The sequence below is a fragment of the Mycobacterium sp. GA-1199 genome, from assembly GCF_001500045.1.
Classification (GTDB): domain Bacteria; phylum Actinomycetota; class Actinomycetes; order Mycobacteriales; family Mycobacteriaceae; genus Mycobacterium.
Genome location: NZ_LQIX01000034.1, coordinates 260,334 through 280,224, shown reverse-complemented (window position 1 = coordinate 280,224; position 19,891 = coordinate 260,334). Strand labels below are relative to the sequence as shown.

Sequence of the window (19,891 nt, the reverse complement as noted above, 5' to 3'; positions counted from 1 at the left end):
CTCATTCCGCTCGCCCCAGTGGCATTGGGGTAGCCCTGTCCTCGGCCACCGTCCGTGCCGCAGCCTCCTCAGCCGCGAAGTCGGTAAACGTCACGTCGAGCAGTTTCCTATTGACGAGCTCCTCGCCGCTGATAATCGCCGCGATCGCTGCGTCATTCAGCAACGCGCGAAGTGATCCGATGGAACCTCCGGTGCGGTCGTAGAGGTAGGTCGCCTCGGTTTCGAGTGATCCGGCAGCGTGGCGTCCGAGGGGGAGTAGGGCTTCAATACCCAGGACGAGTTCGGCCCACTTGCCTCGTTGGGCCTTCGTGCCGTACTCATACTTCCGCATCTGGTGGACCGTCATTCGGCCCTTGAGCTGGCGTCCCATATGTCCGGCGAACAAATCGGCCTGCAACAGGTCGATGCCGGCGTAGATGAACGTCGCATCAAGTCGTTCCGAGAACACCTTCAGTGCTGAAGCGGCTTCGCTGCCCGCCTGGTGATTGGTCTTGAGGTTGTGTACCTCGTCGACGAGGACAAGCGAAACAGACAGGCTCCGCATAACACCGACGATCTGCTCGGTGAGGTCTTGCGCTGTGGACCTGTTAGGTACGAGCAGGCCGAGGAAGTTGGCGAACGCCAGCATCATCATCTTGGGCGTCGTGCCCGGCGGGACAACCGTATAGACCACCGGAGCGAAGCCGTCGTCGTAACGGTTGAACTTGGCGCGCATCATCCGCTCATGCCGACGACCGATGAGCAGGGCAGCGGTGGACTTGCCGCGGCCCGCAGATCCGGAGATCGCAAGCCCACGTCGCGCGGTGGCGGACTGCGCAGAGTTCCTCGCCATCAGGACACGCGTCTGACGTGTCAAAGCCTCGGTGTCGGGCGTCTCCAACACGACATCCGCCCCAAGCCACGCGAACCGCTCCTGGTCGTACTCCTCTTTCCGGGCAGGGGAGAGGGCATTGATTTGCTTCATAGTGAGATGCACGGGCTCGACGTTGCGTCGGTTGACAAATTCCCGCCACGCCGCCAGCGAATCGGGTACGGCCACGGCTACTCCTCGCCCTCGTCATCGATGCGTGGTGCTGGCCGGCGCCGTGGGGATGCAGCGGTCTCGCTGACCGCAGGAACGCTCGCCAAGTGGTTCGACTCCGCCTCTGAACGAGATCTGTCGATGACGGGGGAGAGCGGTGGCACCACGGGCTTGTTCGCGCTGTCGCGTTTCGCTGCTCGCTGTTCCTTGACCGTGCGCGCGCCACCGGTCTGGATGCGGTTGATCTCCGCGAGGACATCAACCCCGCTGGGGGTGTCGCTGCGGCGCTCTACTGCCCTGCGGGCGGCGCGCAGAACATCAAGGGAGAACGGCGCCAGCGCCTGTTTGGCGAGGCTCCACTCGGCCTCGATCCATTCGCCCCGAAAATGGTCACGGACGAAAATCGACTGCAACCGGTAGGGGTCGTATCGGACTTCCCATCTGTCGTTCGCTGGGAGCGGCAAGCCGCTCTTGACGCCACGGTAGGGGTGCAGTGCTGGGCTATCGTAGTGCAAGCTTTCGAAGTTGATGCCGTAGCCCTGAATTGTTCTGTACGTCACCGGAAGTAAGCCGATGTAGTCGTCACGATCCAGCGTCATATTGATCGTTGGTGCGACCGAGGCCAGCGCCGCGTAGGCCTCGTTTGGCGTGAGATCCTTCTTCGGCATCGCGGGGTGGCGGAGCCCTGGGTGGGGCTTGTTCTGCCATACCGCGACGATCCAGAGATCCAGCAAGTTCTGTACCTCGGCCAGCGTCCAGATAGCCTCCGCGTGAGGCGATGCGCCGCGGTTCACGACGTTGCGTCCGACGTACCCGGCGAGGTATTGGGTGAATCCGCTGTTGATCGACGCAAAGACTCTTTCAACGTGGGGTTTATCGGTAGGCGTGCGGGGCGCGGCTTTGGTCACGCTGATCTGCAATCGCTCGCATGCATTGAGAAAAGTGGAGCCGACATAGACCTTGCCGCGGTCTACGGTGATCGACTCGGGCACGATCACGGGTTTGGCGGCAACGCTGGTCCGTATTTCTTCGTCGCCCTGGATCATGCCGGCGGGAAGAATTGAACGTGAAAACGCCACGGACGGTTGCCATCCGGGCTGCATTGGTAGGGGCGTGAGAGCCCGGGCGAGAAGAACTGCGGCGTCGACGCTCTTTGTAGCGACAGGCCGCAGAATCGCTGCGCACAAGGTTCGCGTGGCGATGTCGAGCATCACCGTCAGGTCCACACGTCCTGTGGACCCGTCGGGGTAGATGACCAACAGATCCAGTGGCGTGCTGTCGACTTCGGTAAGTTCACCAGGACGCGATGGCACCTGGCGCCCCCATGTTCGGTTCGGCCGGTTGGCTTGTGTTCGCCGAGTTGTCGCATTTCCGAAGGGATGCCGAGATTTCTCGAGATTATCCAGCGCGCGATACATGGTCGAACGCGAGGGGATCGGCAAGCCCAGTTGGCTAGCTTCTATGCTGACCTGCTTGATTACGCGAGAGCGAGTTCCGGTTGAGAGGTTCGTTTGCGCCCTTACGGCGTTTTCGAGCAGAGATGCGACTGCTGGCTCGATCCGCCCCGTGGGAGAGGCCTGCCTCTGTGTGCGTCCGTCGATTAGGCCGGCAACCCCATCGTCGCGATACGCCTTGATGTGGCGTTCCAGAGTTCTGAAGCCAATCGGAGTGCTGGCCGCTGCGAGCTCGGCGACTTTCGCGGCAATTCGGCCCTTGAGTGGCAGTTTGGGGTCGTACTCCCGACGAGGTTGCGGTGGATCTTCTTCGTTAAGGCCGTCGAGACCCGCTGGCGTTGTGCCGGTGAGCACTTCTACGACATGGCGACGAAGGAACAGTACGCGTTCGCGGGCATCGGTATCGAGCGTCTCCAAGATCGCTGCCGAGTCAAGGCGGGGAAGCCGGTCTGGGGCGTCCGGAAGAAAGGTGTCGTCGCCGAGGAGTTCGGCAACTCCAATCCGGCGAATTCGGCCTGACATAAGCTCTTTCAGAGCTAGTTCCGGTCCATCCTGGGCTACGACCTGCCACGTCTGGCCGTCGTACTGCAGGCAGTCGAATAGGCGAACGGACTTCATGCCCAGACCTCGCTGGTCATCGACAATGCGCGACTCAGATCCGTGGACAGAATCTGACGCCATATCAGGTGCAGCACGTTGGCCGTTAGGACGTCGGCGCTCAGACACGTCGCCGCGCCGAGGCGTTGGAGACCGTCTTGCAGCGGGAGTGGCCTTTCGAAGCAGTCCCGGATCAATTCTGCAGTGTTTTCGGAGGGAGCATTGCGGTCATGCCGGTATCCGGCGAGCCAGCGCAGGTTGTGCGCATGCTCTGACGCAAGTCCGGTAAAGACCTCGTATTGCCAACCGATTTCGTCGCACGCCTTGCGTGTCAGGGCGAACTGTTCGCCGTTCTTCTGGACTCGTTCCGGCGACCTTACGTCAACAATCCGTCCGTCGCCGTTGGAGAATCGGACGAAGAAGTCAGGTACGTGGTCGTGTTGACCTCTAGTGCCTCGCGCCCACAGCAGTGCCAACGGTTGGGCCGCGATGGCGACGATGTCGGCCTCCGAATCTGCCGACAGTAGGTACTCACGCTCGAGGAGAGACTCGAAGTCCACATGTCCACGATTTGTGCTTGACCAGTACAGGCCCTCGTAGTTCCGTTTGCCCGGCCAGGCGAAGAACTCACGGATGGGGGTAGCACGCTCGACCCGCACCGACCCGACGTCGGCCGACAGCGGCAGGTTATGAATCGTCCCGTCAAGGCACGCTAGGACCCGCGCAACGTCCGTGGCGTTCCGCGGCAGCGAACGCAGACGTGGAGCTGCCATCTGGCCCCCTTTAAACCACCTGCCGGGAGATTACAGGCGCGGTCTGACAGTACCGCCAGCTTTACTGAGAAAATGGCAACACACCGAAATTCGCCAGATATTTTGCGAAATCCGCCATCTATATTGAGACAGGACAACTGCCTGCCTCGATAGGGAGAGTCTGGCACTATGGTCTGACATCCAACTTGACATAGTGTGGCTTATCGGCGTTTGAATAACCAGGCTGGATATTCGATGCCGCTCGGGGTTGCCGACACGAAATGGGTCCTGGCCGGTAGAGGTCGAAACCAACCCGGGTCGATCAAGCCGCTTCGGGACTTCGACAGCCGGTCCGGCTGGCATCGACGGCCCCCGGCTTCCCCGCTCTAGCACCGCTGCATTTCGTCACTGTGACGAATTGATGCGGTATCGCCGCGTACCGAAAGACACTCGCTACGAGGTTTCAAACGCTGACCGCTCAGGCTGGCGCCCAATAGGACCGGCTCAGACACATCGACCACCTGCACGCGTCATCGGCGAGATGCCTACGCCGCCGGCGCCGCCAGCGAAACCTTGTCCCCGCAGGCCCTGCGCCTCTCCCCGGGCCCGGACGACCATTATTACGTCACGTGATGATTTGCTGCCGCCCAACCGGGGGCTTGTCCCCCCTGCGAATCGCCCGGCAAATACCGGACAACCCGGTCGCCGTGGGGGTCGTATCAGATGAGCCCCGAGGTTCCTGCCCCTTCAGAGGCTCCGACCGGCGAACCGATCACCGGTTGCGATAAGTCGCAGCTCAGCCTCTACGTGCAAATAGGATCAACAGTCGGAGTCGTGTGTGGGCAAACGGGACTGGAGGGGGCAACGTGGTTCATAAGCAAGCGGTGGCAGCCATATCGGTTGTTGTTGCGCTATTGGGTTCATCGTGCAGTTCCTCGGATAGGTCGCAATCGACGGAATCGACTGCTGCAACCTCGTCGAGCACGTCGTCTGACCAATTGGGTACGCATGTCAGCACGATCGTCGACGGTGTCCGAGTGCAGGCCATCGCAGCACCCCCCGACAGTGACCGCGATCTGACGATCAACGTTGGCAATGCCACCACTTCTCAGGCCGAAGCGCTAGTAGTCGCCACCAAGCCGGTCAGCGTGAAACTGGACGGTGGGAAGGCACAGCCCACCGCCCCCGTGCAATTGCAGTTCGATCTGTCGGACCGCCCTGACATCGTCACCGAAATCATGGACAGCACTGTGGTGCTCGTCGTCGAATCGGCGTCGGAGACGAATCCCAGTGAGCGAGATATGTTCCCCGGCACGTGGAGTGCGGCCACCAAGACATTGACGGCGGAAGTTACGCATCTCACCGATTTCTGGGTGAGCGCCTTCAATGTGTTCAAGGCGATTGAGAACGGCATCGGGCGGACCTTTGAGTTCCTGCGCGGCGATTCGACGTCGCCGTGCCGCGAGCAGAGCGTACTTACGATCGACGACACCGAGTACGTACTGACCGCTGTTAGCCCCGGCGCGATCGCGGGATGTCTTGTCGACAACAACGGCTCGGTGGCCATCGAATTCGAGAACGCCACCGGAGGGTTCTATGCCATTTTGGTGACACCGGAGGACATCGGCGGCAATTGGGTTGTCACACGGCCCTTGGACTTCTCCGATTCCGCGGGATCCTTGGTCGTGGGGCTGATGCCGAACAACAAAGGGGTACTGGCTGGTCGTTCCAGCGGGCGCCTCACGCTCAACCCGGGGATAGCCAAGGGCGACGTTCGGATGATGCCGCAACCGCACGGCATTCTCGTCAAGAGCCTCCTGTCGGGGGTCAGCATGTTCGGAATCGATCTGAAGGGCTTCGATGACATCCCGGAAGTGTGGGACTGCTTCGTTACCGGCGTCAACGTGGCGAACATCGACGGCAGTGTCACTGCCCCAGAATTGACCGGCATGGTCGGTGGGATCGCGCAGTGCCTGATCACCGCCGAGGCCGGCAACAGCACTGACAAGCTGAAACTGGCGGCGCTTCATCGGCTGAGCACCGCAACCGCCCTCCTGACTGAACTGCCGCAACAACTCTGGGACTTCACCGCCAGCGGACTACAGGACGCGGCACAGAACTCGGTGAAGGACTTCCGGTTGCGTAGCTTGATAGAGTCGCGCGAGAACTCCGGGCCGGAACCGTCGCCCGCCAACACGGCGATCGACCGGGTCGATGTGACGACGTGGGCCTACGACCGTGTCGAGGGCGACACCTACGTGGCTGACAACACCGGCGCCAAGCAGATTGAAGTGTTCTGGAAGTCCTTCGCCGGAGTAAACCAGGTCAGATCCGGCTGCACATCGACGATTCGCATCGAAGGCCCTGGAACCTCCGAGACTAAGGACAGCTCCGGATGCGACTCCTATAACCCAGGCACTTACGTCAAGGCGCGAAGCCCAGGGGTCCACACGGTGACGGTGACGGTTCGCCAAGAAGGCCAACCCGACTTTACTGCGCAACGCACCGTCACTGTTCTTCCCCACAATTAATCAACGGTGCTCAAGAACGGATAGGTCGGTGCGTCCCTTCACGTCATGTACGCAGTTACCGAAGATGCGGGCAGAGCACTGCACTAGTTTCTTCCATAATTCGTTTTCCGACCTCATCGTACGGCTGAGCGTCACCTGTTGCGTACAGGCGGCAGATCGGAAGGCCCTGCTGGAATAGAGCCCAGTAGGGATACTTTCTCGTGTACTCAAGCTGCGTTTCAATGTCAGGGTCACCCGGTTGCGCTGGTCGGCTGCGAAGTGTTGCCGCCGCCTCCTTGAGTGATCGGCAGTGAATCCCTCGCTGCTTCATGACTCCTCCGGGAGGGATTGCTTCCACAATCGAAGCTAGATTCTCCTCCTCGAAGTCGTCCGCGGTGCCGCTGAACACTGCATCTATACCGTCTGGGGGCGCCCCGGCCTCTAGAGCCGCCTTACGCAGCAGACCGAGGTATTCGGTGTAAGCCGCCCTGGCCTCAGCGATGCTTGGATTAGGTGGAGCTAAGAACATGCAGTCACCCACCCCTTGCGGGATGCGGTCTTCGGAGCCGCCACCGATCGTCCGAATTATCGCGATTGCGGCTAGAAAAATCACGACGATGGCCGCGGTCCCAAGGATGGCGCGTCGCGGGTTGCTAACCGAGTCAGTGATCCGCTGGCGAACGGTTCTCCGTGGCGGCTGATGGGCGGCACTCCCGAGACTGTTTAGCACATCACGCCGGTGATCAGACAGCCATAAAGGCCAGCCTGGTGGGGGCGGCGGCCAAGAAGGGTCTGGCTGCCACCCAGGCGACGGTTGCCATCCTGCCGGTGGTTGCGGCCATCCCGGGGGAGGGTTGAATTGTGCCCTCTCCCCCGACGGACTGCCGTTCGGACGTTTCGAATCTGTCATTGATCTCTCTTTGCGGCTGCGGATGTCTCATGAGGAATGCAGTTTCCGGCGCGGCTCCCTTGCGACCACTCCCGCGTACGAGTCGGAAACACTTTACGAATCAAGTAGCTGCCAACACTCGCCCCAAGTCGACGAACGACGGGCTATATCCCGCCATCTTTCATTTCGTCGCCCTGCCAACACGTCACTGTGACGAATCGTTTTGTGGCGCACGGCTAATCAATCGCCAGGTCGGGCTACGGAGAAGCTCTCCTCCTGGCGATTTCACGGGCAGAGAGCCTGACGCGTCTTTCTCAGCCCTTTCGTCGGGGCTCACATTCGTATTCAAGACGGCGTCGGACGGGCACCCTCACAATCAACTTCGAGCAGGGTGTTCGATAGGAGACGGCGATCGTCGCCTCCACCCATCCCATTGCAACGTAGTAACCGACGTAATGGTCAACAAACTGATCCCATGTCGGATCAGGACCCGAGTAGTGGTCACATGGCGATGTCGACTCTTCACGTTTTCCCGTGTCGGTCCACCGTCTCCCCCTTTAGCTTCGCTCCCCTTTTCGAGGGAAGTGTAGCAAGGTGGACTGGCGACACGTCGGCCTTTGTGGGGGACGATCGTCTCGGCGCGAGTGGGGTTTTTGGGGAGACGCCGTGATGGTCGTGAACGCTTCGTGCCTCGAATGCCTTGAGGCAGGAACCGATCCAAGCTCCGGCGGTCTGCATGGCGGCACGGGCGGCGTCGGTGAATCCTACCCACAGCCGGCCTGTTGCGAAGGAACCACCCGCATCCGATTCTCGGCGCCCCAGCACCCATACATTTACCTCTACGTCGGCGCGGCACGCCGCAGCGGTGGGGATCGCTGTCAGAGAGGCCACTGATCCTCTGATATTCCGCAAGCGAGTCGAAGCTCGGCACTTGACGAGGTCCCACTTCCTCGTCTGTGAGACAGTGCTCCGCGCCGCTCCGCCGACCATCGACTGATGCTTGCGTCGCCATGAGGGTCGTCGGCCCGCTGGCGAATGTCGTAAAGGGTGCAAGTCATTCACCACGAAGATCGCGGTAAGCCAAGAAAATTGCTACGCGGAACTACCTGCCTGCTACGCTCCTAGCTCATGAAAACCGGGGGGAAAATAATTTCGCTAGTAGCTACCGGCATCACTGCCGCGAGCCTCGCTGTAGGCCTTAGCGCTCCAGCGTCAGCGACCGACTACGGCGTGAACATCGGCGCATGGTGCGCCAGGAACATAAAATCGGGAACCGCCGCACCATCGGCAGCGACCAATATCAACAATCGGTGGGATGGCTGGCGATGTGGAACTCGATACGGTCTCGTTGGCGTGAACGTACAGGATGCGTGCAATCAGCAGGGTGGCGGCAAAGCGGTGACCGTAAACAGCGGTTCGAGCGGCTGGCGCTGCCGGCGCTGATCGGTACGGTACCTGCCAACACTTATCTCAGCCCGCTGGGAGCGGTGACCGCGCGACACGCCCCGGAAGGATTTGAATGCGAAAGACGTGTATTTGGCTGTCCATTCTGGTCATAACGGCGGGCGCCTGTTCTTCTGATTCAGAGCCCTCGACGACCGCTACGGCACCAACGTCATCCCGAAGCGCCACGCCGGCCACGCAGTCCCCACCACAAGACGCAAGCGACATTAGCGGACCCATTGTCTTCCACTGCCATTGGACAGCCACACCGACGCCTGACCCAGGCACGACGATCAGCAAACTCAACCTACAGACGGGTGAGTTGATACCAATAGCTCAGTTTCCCGTCGGGGGGTGCGATGGCGTGCGTGCGACCAAGCCGGCCTACGGCACAAGTTACCCTCGTGAAAACAATTTCGTCGCACAAGGATTGACCGCGTTATACAGCCCTGACTGGAGAAAAAGAGTTGTAGACCTCGGGCCCGGTCTTTCGAACCATGTCGGCTACTACGACCTTCAGCTGGGCACCCGAGTAGACGTGACCGAAATTGTTAATCCTGCAGAAGGGGATTTCGACGTTGAGCCCAAGCACAGCTCGCCACTATTCACACGCGATGGCCTATTCAGGTTTATTGACAACGTAGCCAAAGAAATCAAGTACTTCGACACGAACCGCAAGCGGATCGTTAGGAGTGCACCCCATAGCGGCACGAACGACGCTTGGCCTCCAGGAGCAGCTGTCGACGCGCCCGAATGGCTCCGATGGGTGGCGACTCCGGGCAAAAGTGATTTCCGCACCTGCATGGGGCTGTGGGTGATCGACGATAGACGTTACCTCCGGGTGAAATTGCCCGGCGACGAGGGAAGCGGAATTAACCATGACAGGTATTTGGCAGTAGATACCATACCTGCCGCACACGACGACAGTGGAATGTGTGACCGTTGGGCTGGCACGCAAATTTCTCCGTTGGTCCTGAACGGTCCACTGAGCGCTGCAGCAGACCCGACGGGTTCTACTATTCTGTTCGTCATCGAGGGGAAAGATCGCGAAAATAAGCTCTATAGGGCCAACACGGCTTCACCTGAGAGCCCAACGGAGATTAAGGTGCAGGGTGGACTGGGTGACTATGGCGACACCTGGACAATCGTAGACTGGCAATAACAAAGACACTGGGCCCAACCGCACATGAGCCCGCAGCCAAACACTGCCGCGTTTCTTGTGTGCATCGGCTGACACGTCACTAGAGGCTAGCCATGAGTTAGTAAGTGCGACTTGTGTTGTATTGCAATGTTTTTTGAATTGCATGAAGTTGTCGCACGTCAAGCTTTCCGGGTGCCAGAGCCAGCTTTTCCACTTGTTAAGTTTTGAGAAGAGCCGCGTCACCGCTTGATCGAAGAGGCATTGTCGACCGCGGAATCTTCTGTCAAGAACCCGAGCTGGTTGAGCCATACGCCGATGTTCGAGCGGGCCGCGCGATACGACTAACGCCGCTCTGCAGATCCAAGCGCTGCGCGGCGACGATGGCCTTCCTGAGCTCAGCGGCCACCTGCCGAGTACGCAGTAGTTTGCTCACCCGGTCGATCAGATCGTTCTCGGACAGCGTTCGGCCGGCGGACGCAATACGGCAGTACTGGAGCACCTCAGTTGGAGGCACGATATCGATCGTCCGCGGACCGAGTTCGCGTGCGACCGCTGAGGACTGGCTAGGCAGCCTGAAAGTCCTTGGCTTATTTCCGGTCTGGCCGAGAGGATTCTCCGAAACGATTCGCTGGTGGCGCTCAGCAGCCGAGATAGCGCGATTGAGCAGACGAGAAAACTCATCGTGAGACTCTCCACTCGAGGCGCATCTCTTGTACACCTGATGTATCCGCCAGCCGGTGACGGGACCTTCGACATCAACAATGCGAACAACGTTGTCGATGATGCGGTCGGGCGGTGTCTGCGAGATCGGTGAGAGGGCCTCGGAAAAGACGGGGTACTCCTTCAGCGTGGGTGGTTCAGGGCTGGTCATCCGTGGCACAGCACTCGAAGACACGTGTGACGCTTGCTGTTGAGAGGACACGCGCCTCGGCCGGTCAGCGATTGTGCTTTCCGCTGATCGGGCGGACTCCCGATGTGGCAGCCGGACCCGGGCCGCGGGGGTACGAGGCGCTGGCGGCGAATCGGTGGCAGGTGCTCGTGTCGCGGTTACCGTTACGCCTGGAGCAGCCTCGCGAGGTGGCTGCTCAGAAACGGCTGTGCTTGCGTCGACCTTCGTCTCGGTTGCAGTTGTCTCCGGTGACGGGCGTGCCGCTTGCCCGAACAGGCGTTCACGCTCGGCAGCAATGATGTCGCGAGCGAGTTCGGCTTCGGTGACGTCGTAAGCTTCCGGAGCGCTTGCAGCAGTTTCGCTTTCACGCGCGAAGCTCTCGAACAGCTCCTTCTTTGTCGCGAGGATCTCACGGAGCCTTTGATCGACACCCTCATCAGACAAGAGCCGATGCACCTGGACCGATTCTAGTTGGCCCATGCGGTGCGCTCGGGCGATCGCTTGCCATTCGGTGGTGGGCTTGAGTTGCGGTTCACAGATCACGACGACCGACGCCGCTTGTATATTCAAACCCACGCCGCCAGCGACGATTTGAGCGACCAGGACGGCGCCCTTCTTGGCTGCGGAGAAGTCGTCGACCATGACCTGGCGCTGGCTAGCGACGACTGAACCGGTGAGCGGGCCGAATACTCTGCCGGGCATATGTCGTGCGATGTCGCTGAGGACGTCGAGGAAGTGCGAAAAGACCACGACGCGACGTCCGTTGGCCTCTGCCTCGTCGACGATCTCCACAAGGCGCTGCATCTTCGTGGACTTGAGGCCCTGCCTCATACCGGCCTGTCGCATCGCCATGAAGTTGCGTCGTTCTACCGCGGCGCGGTATGCGGATGCGTCCGCGGCAGACATCGGCATCCATTCATCGACCTCGACGAGTTCGGGGAGTTCTGTGAGGACATCTTCTTGGTTGCGGCGAAGGTATGCAGGCGCCACCTGGCGCCGAAACTTCTTCGGCGCGAATTCATTTGCGTCGAGTATCAGATCCGGACGTAGATACCCGACGAGATTGCGGAACTCATCGAGGCGATTCTCCAGCGGTGTGCCGGTGAGGAGAACCGCCCGCTCGCAGGAGTCGATGAGCCGCGACGTTCTTTGTGTGCGAAGTGCATCGGGGTTCTTGATGTAGTGAGCTTCGTCTACCACAACGCAGCCAAGCGTTGGTATCACGATGTTGTTGTTGATCCAGGGCAGGGTCTCGAAGGTCGTGACGGCCACGCCGCCGTTGCGTTCCCAGTTCTTGGCTCCCCAGTTACGATCCGGTCCGTGTAACCGGTGCGCGGGCAATTTGGATTTTGCGGCAACTTCGCGAACCCAGTTTGTCACTACTGCAGCGGGACAGATGACGAGGAAATTCTGCTCACCTTTGGCGCGAAGATGCGCCAAGACCGCGATGGCCTCGACGGTCTTTCCGAGGCCCATCTCGTCGCCGATGATCACTTTCCGCTGCACAAGTGCGAATCGTGCGGCGAAGCTCTGGTAGCCGCGCAGCGAGGCCGTCAGATAGTCGCCCTTCAACTCAAAGTCACGGACTGCCTCAATGATTTCAGCCGGTAGATCACCGTGGGTCTTCTCGTCGTCCTCGGTGATGAACCCCAGTTCGGCCAGCAGCGCGAAGTAGTCCGCGGGGCGAGTAAGGAAGTCCTCCCACGGGTCCCCGCTGGTTGACGCGTCTTGGGCATCGGCGATTGCGCGCGCCGACCGGGCGACGATCTGTATGGCGTCCCGGAAGTCCTCGACGGTCGACAGGGCGGTCGGGATGACGATCGCGTGGGTGACCGTCTTGTCGATGGCCACGGCGACGGGCGCCAGTTCTTCAACGATAACCATGTCGGCAGACGATGCGGAAGCGCGACGTGCCGCATCCCACGCGCGGAGGCGGCGCAGAAATTCGGTGTGCTCGGGAGTGCGGTTCTTGATATCGATGCGCATCGGCATCTCGTCGAACGTGTTCTGCCGCAGTGTTCGCGCCGCCGCGCGGATCCGGGTCGCAGAGGTTTCCCCTATACCGCCCAGAGTTTCGAGGCGGTGCTCGTTAGTCAAGACGGCGAGCACGTTGGTGATGCCGTTGTCCACCAGAGCGCCGACGCGGATTTTGTCGCGGGTGGCTTCCCGGAGCCGTTCGACTGACATGTCAGCCAGCATCCGGTCGGTCTTTTTGTTTCGGACGTTGTTGCCGGCGTCGACTGCGGCCTTGCGCAACCTGGACTCTATGGCCGCCGCTCTCCGAATGATGCCCGTCGCATTCGGCAGTATCGCGAATGACCTCGAGTCTTCGAGGACCGCGGACTTGCCATGCTCGGGCAGCTGCTGCTTGAACCCCACCCAGTCGACCAGTGCGTCGCGCACGGTCAGGGCGCGGATACGAGGATCGTCGACCGGCCTGGCCTGCTCCATGGCCTGGCCGATACCGCTGGTGCGAAACCACCGGTGGTAGTCGTTGAGGAACTGCGCTGCCTGGTTGGCCTTGTCTCGTGTTCCGCCGAACAGCAGCAGGCGGCCGAATCCCGTGACCTTTCGCAAGTCCGCCGTCGCCGCAGCGACCTCGGTGGTGAGCCGGTCAAGCTCTCGTTGTACGTCCGGGTGAATTGGCGAGAGGCAGGCAGCCCTTGCCATACCCTGAATGAGCGCCTGATCGTCGGGGCGCAGCGGGATGACGTGCCACAAATCGCGGTCGTCTCGCCGCGCCTTCACAGTGCGGGCTCGCAATGCTGCCGCCTGCTTGGCGGACTCGCTAACAATCTCGTGGCGAGCCACCGTCAGCGACTTGGCGGCGTCCACCCAACGTTGTACTTCATCGCCAATCGCCGACGTCGATGGCTGTTCGTGTTTGCTCATGGGTTCCGGTGGTCAATCGATTACAGGAAAGATTAGCGGAGCCTCGCCACGGCACGGGATTCGCCCGCCTATTGTCGGAGCCGTCTATTAACGTGGGTCAGCTACCTACTGGGGAGGACAAACGGTGCTGCTGGAAGAGCTCAAGCCTGGCCTGCGTATCGACGGGTTGATACCCGCGCAGGTCATCACGGTGATCTTTGCCCAATGGCACGGCACCGATGCCCTGGAGCTGACGTACAAGACCAATGACGGCGCACTGGGTCAGCAGGTCGTGTTCCGCAAAGACCAGGACAAGCTCACCGTCGCGCAAACCGGCAGCCGCGCCTTCGACGCCAACGCCTCCGACTTCAAGCTCGTCGCCGAGGCCCAACGGATCACCCTGGCCGGGCTGTTCGATCCGATGCTCGCCGTAGCCACCAGCGATGTCCGTCCGCTCCCCCATCAGATCCGCGCCGTCTACGGCGAGTTGCTCCCCCGCACGCCGCTGCGTTTCCTGCTCGCCGACGACCCGGGCGCCGGCAAGACCATCATGGCCGGCCTGTACATCAAAGAACTGCTCCTGCGCGACGACGTCAGGCAATGCCTGATCGTCGCCCCCGGTGGCCTCGTGGAACAGTGGCAGGACGAGCTCTACTTCAAGTTCGGCCTGCGCTTCGACCTGCTGACCAACCAGCTCATCGATGCCAACGTCAACCTCAACGTCTTCGAGACGAACCCCCTGCTGATCGCCCGCATGGATCAGCTGTCCCGCAACGAGGAGCTGCAAGCTCAGCTGAAGGAGACGGAGTGGGACCTCGTCATCATCGACGAGGCCCACCGGATGGGCGCCCACTACTTCGGCGGCAAACTCGAAAAGACCAAGCGCTTCCAGCTCGGCGAGCTGCTGGGCCGCATCACCCGTCACCTCCTGCTGATGACGGCCACGCCACACTCCGGCAAGGAAGAGGACTTCCAACTCTTCCTCACACTGCTCGATCGCGACCGATTCGAGGGCAAACGCACCAAGACCGCCGACACCAGCGGAATCATGCGGCGCATGGTCAAGGAGGATCTGCTCACGTTCGAGGGCAAGAAGCTCTTCCCCGAGCGGATCGCCGAAACCGTGCCCTACGAGCTCACCGAGCTCGAGTACAGCCTCTACGAGCAGGTGACCGCCTACGTCCGTGAGGGCATGAACCGCGCCGACCGGGTGGGCGGCAAGCGCAGGAACACCGTCGGCTTCGCACTCACCGTTCTTCAGCGCCGTCTCGCGTCGAGCCCCGAGGCGATCTACAAGAGCCTGGTGCGCCGCACCGACCGGCTCGAGCGTAAGAAGCAGGAAATCCTCAACGGCACCTACCGCGACAAGGAGCCCACGGTCGACATCGACGGGGTCGACGCCGATGACTACAACAGCGAGGAGCTCGAAGAGCTCGAAGAAGAACTGCTCGACGCGGCGACGGCGGCGCAGACCGTCGAGGAACTCGACGCCGAACTCCTCGAGCTGGCCGAGCTCACCAAGGTGGCTAAGCAGGTCCGCGATTCGGGCACCGACCGCAAGTGGGCGGAGCTGAGCAAAATCCTCCAGGACGAGGCGCTCACGGTCGACGCGAACGGGTGGCCGCGCAAGCTCATCATCTTCACCGAGCATCGCGACACCTTGGAGTACCTGGCCAGCCGGATTCGTTCGCTGCTCGGCAGACCCGACGCCGTGCGCTCGATTCACGGGGGTGTCCGCCGCGGTGAGCGCCGGATGATCACCGAGGAGTTCACCAAGAACCGTGACTGCCAGATCCTGCTTGCCACCGACGCAGCCGGCGAGGGACTGAACCTGCAGGCCGCCCACCTGATGGTGAACTACGACCTGCCGTGGAATCCCAACCGCATCGAGCAGCGCTTCGGCCGTATCCACCGGATCGGACAGGAAGAGGTCTGCCGGCTATGGAACATCGTCGCCAGCAACACCCGCGAGGGTGAGGTCTTCGTACGCCTGCTGACCAAGATCGAGGAACAGCGAAAGGCGTACGGCGGCAAGGTTTTCGATGTCCTGGGCGAGGCGTTCAGTGAAACGCCGCTTCGCGACCTGCTGCTCAATGCGATCCGGTACGGCGAGCGCGACGATGTCAAGGCCAAGATGCACGAAGTGATTGACCACAAGGTCGCCGACGGGCTCAAGGAGCTGCTCGACGAACGTGCGCTCGCGTCTGACAACCTGGCCGACGCCGATCTAGCCAAGCTGCGTGCCGCGATGGACGAAGCGCGAGCCCGGCGACTTCAGCCGCACTATATCGAGCTGGCGTTCAAGGCCGCGTTCACCCGTCTGGGAGGCCGGATCGCCAAGCGCGAGCGGGGCCGATATGAGATCGCCAATGTCCCAGCACAACTGAGGGCGAGCAAGTATCAACCGATCGCCACCAAGTACGATCGCGTGAGCTTCGACCTGGAGCACGTCCATTCGGACGACACGGCCCGCGCGGACCTTCTCGCACCCGGCCACCCGTTGCACGACGCCGTCATGGACGAGGCGATCCGCCGTTTCGGCGGCACGCTCAACAGCGGGACAGTGCTCGTGTCATCGACACTAGAGAAACCGCACCTGTTGGTAGGTGTGGTCGAGGAAGTCGCCGACGCTACCGGCGCCGCGGTGTCGCGGCGGTTCGGCTACGCGTACGTCGACGAATTCGGCACCGTCACACCGGGCGGGCCGGCCCCGTATCTCGACTGCGTCGCGGCACCGGAGACAGCCGCCGTCGCGGCAGCGCGCCAACTCCCGTGGCTCAGCGAAGCCGAAGACCGCACCATCAGCTGGTTCATCACGTCACAGCTGCCGGAGTACCTCGCAGAAGTTCAGCCCCGTCGGGCCGCTGAACTGACCAAGACGCGTGAACTCGTCACGAAACGCCTTGAGAGCGAACGGGACCGGCTGCTGTTGGACGCGGCCGTGGCAGCTGAGAAGGAGCAGGCCGGCGAGAAACCGAAAGAGTCGGCCGAAAGCCTCAACCGCAAGGCGGTCGACCTCGACGCGCGGCTGCACAAGCGGTTGCAGGTGCTGGACAAGCAGGCGCTGATGTCGACCAAGCCGCCGCGAATCGTGACCGCAGCGCTGGTGCTGCCGGTGGCGATGCTGGAAGGGGACCTGCCTGCTAACGCGCCGATACACGCGAAGGAAACCAAAGAGGTGGAGCGTCGGGGCGTCGAGTTGGTGATGGCGCGGGAGCGTGAACTCGGGCGAAAGCCGGTTGAACAGGCCTACAACAACAAAGGTTTCGACATCTTGTCGACGGCGCCGAGCGGCGACACGTACCGCATCGAGGTGAAGGCTCGAGTCGATGGGGCGAAGGATTTCTTCGTCACGCACAACGAGGTGATGGTCGGAAAGAACGCGGCCCCCCGCTACCGGTTGGCGCTTGTTCGAGTCGACCCGCGCGGTCCGCAGTACGACGAGGTGCGGTATCTCGACAACCCGTTCGCGAACACCGACCTCGGTGATTTTGAGGCCACCGGCATCCGAGGCGACTGGGACAAGACGTGGGCAAAGGGAGTGAATCCGTTCTGATGAATCAGCCGTACAAGCGCAAGCTGATCGAGGTGGCCCTTCCGCTGGAGGCGATCAACCGAGAGTCGGCGCGGGAGAAGTCGATTCGGCACGGGCATCCGTCCACCCTGCACTTGTGGTGGGCGCGAAGGCCGCTTGCTGCCGCACGGGCCGTCCTGTTCGCGCAACTGGTCGACGATCCATCGTCGCGGCCAGATGAGTTCCCCACCGAGGAGTTACAGCGCAAGGAACGCGAGCGGTTACACGCATTAATTGAGCGGCTGGTCGTGTGGGAGAACGTCCGCGACGAAAAGTTGCTTGCGGAGGCACGTGCGGAGATTCTCAAGTCAACCGACGGAAATCCACCTCCAATCCTCGACCCGTTCGCCGGCGGTGGCACGATCCCGCTGGAGGCGCAACGTCTCGGCTTGGAAGCACATGCGTCAGACTTGAATCCTGTTGCGGTGCTCATTAATAAGGCGCTCATCGAAATTCCCCCAAAGTATCGCGATCAACCGCCAGTCTTTCCCGGCCTCGCGGAATCGGAGATCCGCGACTGGAAAGGCGCTGAAGGACTTGCGGCGGACGTCCGCGCCTACGGAGCCTGGATGCGTGACGAAGCGAAGAAACGCATTGGCCACCTCTACCCAAAGGCCACGTTGTCGGATGGATCCAAAGCGACCGTCATTGCGTGGGTCTGGACGCGCACTGTTAGGTGCCCTAACCCTGCTTGCGGTATCGAGATGCCTTTAGTGGGAAGCTGGTGGCTAAGTAGGAGGAAGAGCAAAGAGGCGTATGTCGTTCCAACCGTCCAGCACAATGCAACCGATCCTTCAAAGTCTCGCGTCACCTTCGGAATCGGCCGTGATCTACGCCAGACGCCACCACGAGTGAATGAGGGAACCGTCGGCCGAACTGGTGCAGTATGCGTCGCTTGCGCTGCCTCGGTGCCCTTAAGCTACATACGAGAAGCCGGCCGCGCCAAGATGATTGGCGCTCAACTAATGGCGATTGTCGCTGAAGGAACACGCCAGCGAGTGTTCCTACCACCGAATCCGGAACACGAGGCAGCATCCGTAGTTGAACCGCCGGAGGTATCGGTTGTTGGCTCTCTGGGGTATTACCCGAGAGACCTCAAGGCGCCGACATACGGACTAACCGAGTTCACCGATCTTTTTATGAATCGTCAGTTGGTCGCGCTGACCACATTCAGTGACCTCGTCATGGAGGCGCGCGAACGCGTGCTAATGGACGGAGGATCAGAGGGTTACAGCAACGCAGTAGCAACCTATCTGGGTCTCGGCGTGAGCCGAGCAGCCGATAGATCCTCGACGATCGCAAGCTGGGATGCTTCCGCTTCAAAGATCCGCAATACGTTCGGCCGCCAGGCAATTCCGATGACGTGGGATTACGCCGAGTCGTCGCCTTTTTCCGAGTCGACCGGCAACTTCCTTAGCCAGATCGAGTGGACAGCGGAGGCTGTTCAGTTCACCCCTAGGACTGGCACTGGCGAAGCAAGTCAGAAGGATGCTGCCTCGAGGTCGTACCGGGGCATGGTTGTAAGCACCGACCCGCCGTACTACGACAACATCGGATATTCCGACCTTTCAGACTTCTTCTACGTCTGGCTCAGGCGGTCGTTGAAACGCATATACCCAGACCTACTGTCGACCGTCCTCGTTCCGAAGGCCGAGGAGCTGGTTGCCAATGCATACCGCCATGGTGGTAAGGATGCTGCGCGGACCTTCTTCGAAGGGGGGTTCCGGCGGGTCTTTGCTAGCGCACGTGAGTCATCCTCCGAGGAGGCACTGATCACCGTCTACTACGCCTTCAAGCAAACGGAGGCCAGCGAAGATGCCAGGGTATCTACCGGATGGGAGACCCTGCTCGACGGCATGATCGAGTCGGGGTGGGAAATCACATCAACCTGGCCAATGCGTAGTGAGATGGCTAACCGAATGATGGCGAGTGGCATGAATGCACTCGCGTCATCGATCGTGTTATCACTGCGACCGCGGTCCACGACAGCGCCGACAGCCGATAGGCGTGGCTTTATCGCCGCCCTTGAGGCTGAACTGCCGGATGCCGTAAGGCGACTCCAGGAAGGCCGCGTAGCACCGGTGGACCTGCCACAGGCTTCAATTGGGCCCGGCATGGCGGTGTATAGCCGCTACGGCGCGGTGATCGAGAGTGACGGGTCCAGGATGACCGTGCGCTCTGCTTTGGCCCGGATCAATGAGATTCTCGACAAGGTCCTCAACGAGCAAGAAGGTGACTTCGACGCGACTTCACGGTTTGCGATCGCCTGGTATCGCCAACACGGATATGGCACTGGCAAGTTCGGCGACGCGGATAACCTCGCACGTGCCCTGAACACCGCCGTCGACACAATGGACCGTGACGGGATACTCACTTCGCGCGCCGGCAAGGTGCAGTTGATTAAGCCAGCCGACCTGAGCTGGACATACGACGTTCTCGGCGACCTCCGCACGAGTAATTGGGAAGCGCTACACCATCTCATCAAACTCCTGGAACGTGACGGTATTTCAGCTACTGGCGACTTCTTGGAGGCTGCACTCAGCCGGCCCGACAGTGCGGTCGACGGAGACCTAGTCAAGGAGTTGGCGCATCTACTCTTCCGAATCGCCGAGTCAAGTGGGTGGACCAAGGATGCGCTGAGCTTCAACAACCTTGTCACCAGCTGGCCCGAGATCCTTGACGCCGCACGCTCACAGAATCAATCAAATACCGCGCAAGGCTCCTTCGACTTCAACGACGAGGACGATTGA

General features: G+C 61.0%; 10 protein-coding genes. 6 read left to right on the top strand and 4 right to left on the bottom strand.

What is annotated here, in order from left to right; all coding sequences use genetic code 11:
* Position 1: 1 nt before the first annotated feature.
* Genes AU198_RS19295 through AU198_RS19285 form a run of 3 tightly spaced genes read right to left on the bottom strand, consistent with a single transcriptional unit; the run spans position 2 to position 3,731 of the window.
* Positions 2–1,039: an ATP-binding protein gene (locus AU198_RS19295; protein ID WP_064350153.1), complete on the bottom strand. Its 1,038-nt coding sequence runs from the start codon at positions 1,037–1,039 to the stop codon at positions 2–4.
* Between the two features lie 2 nt (positions 1,040–1,041).
* Entirely contained in the window at positions 1,042–3,093 is a 2,052-nt protein-coding gene (locus tag AU198_RS19290; protein WP_064350152.1) for a TnsB C-terminal domain-containing protein, read from the bottom strand.
* The gene (locus AU198_RS19285; protein WP_064350151.1) at positions 3,090–3,731 is read right to left on the bottom strand and encodes a TnsA-like heteromeric transposase endonuclease subunit; all 642 of its coding nucleotides are present in this window, start codon (positions 3,729–3,731) and stop codon (positions 3,090–3,092) included. Before AU198_RS19285 ends, AU198_RS19290 begins: the two co-directional genes overlap by 4 nt.
* A gap of 1,130 nt (positions 3,732–4,861) precedes the next feature.
* On the opposite strand from AU198_RS19285, the gene AU198_RS19280 reads away from it, so the two are divergent.
* From AU198_RS19280 to AU198_RS26255, 4 genes are all read left to right on the top strand, one after another.
* Positions 4,862–6,355, top strand: a complete 1,494-nt coding sequence (locus tag AU198_RS19280; protein ID WP_231744717.1) for a hypothetical protein — start codon at positions 4,862–4,864, stop codon at positions 6,353–6,355.
* Between the two features lie 669 nt (positions 6,356–7,024).
* Complete coding sequence (locus AU198_RS26265) at positions 7,025–7,192, top strand: hypothetical protein (protein WP_156431671.1); 168 nt, start codon at positions 7,025–7,027, stop codon at positions 7,190–7,192.
* Positions 7,193–8,467: 1,275 nt separating this feature from the next.
* A complete protein-coding gene (locus AU198_RS26260; RefSeq protein ID WP_156431670.1) occupies positions 8,468–8,782 on the top strand; it encodes a hypothetical protein in 315 nt (104 codons plus the stop codon).
* Between the two features lie 248 nt (positions 8,783–9,030).
* Positions 9,031–9,828 (top strand): hypothetical protein, encoded by a 798-nt coding sequence (locus AU198_RS26255; RefSeq protein ID WP_156431669.1) that lies wholly within the window; start codon positions 9,031–9,033, stop codon positions 9,826–9,828.
* 262 nt (positions 9,829–10,090) lie between these two features.
* Here AU198_RS26255 and AU198_RS19275 read toward each other — a convergent pair whose 3' ends face one another.
* Positions 10,091–13,588, bottom strand: coding sequence for an SNF2-related protein (locus AU198_RS19275; protein WP_082691106.1), 3,498 nt, complete (start codon positions 13,586–13,588; stop codon positions 10,091–10,093).
* A gap of 124 nt (positions 13,589–13,712) precedes the next feature.
* Here AU198_RS19275 and AU198_RS19270 point away from each other — a divergent pair, with 124 nt between their 5' ends.
* Both AU198_RS19270 and AU198_RS19265 read left to right on the top strand, forming a co-directional pair.
* Positions 13,713–17,123 carry a helicase-related protein gene (locus AU198_RS19270; protein ID WP_064350149.1) on the top strand — a complete coding sequence of 1,137 codons (3,411 nt, stop codon included), beginning with the start codon at positions 13,713–13,715 and terminating at the stop codon, positions 17,121–17,123.
* The gene (locus AU198_RS19265; protein WP_064350148.1) at positions 17,123–19,891 is read left to right on the top strand and encodes a DUF1156 domain-containing protein; all 2,769 of its coding nucleotides are present in this window, start codon (positions 17,123–17,125) and stop codon (positions 19,889–19,891) included. Before AU198_RS19270 ends, AU198_RS19265 begins: the two co-directional genes overlap by 1 nt.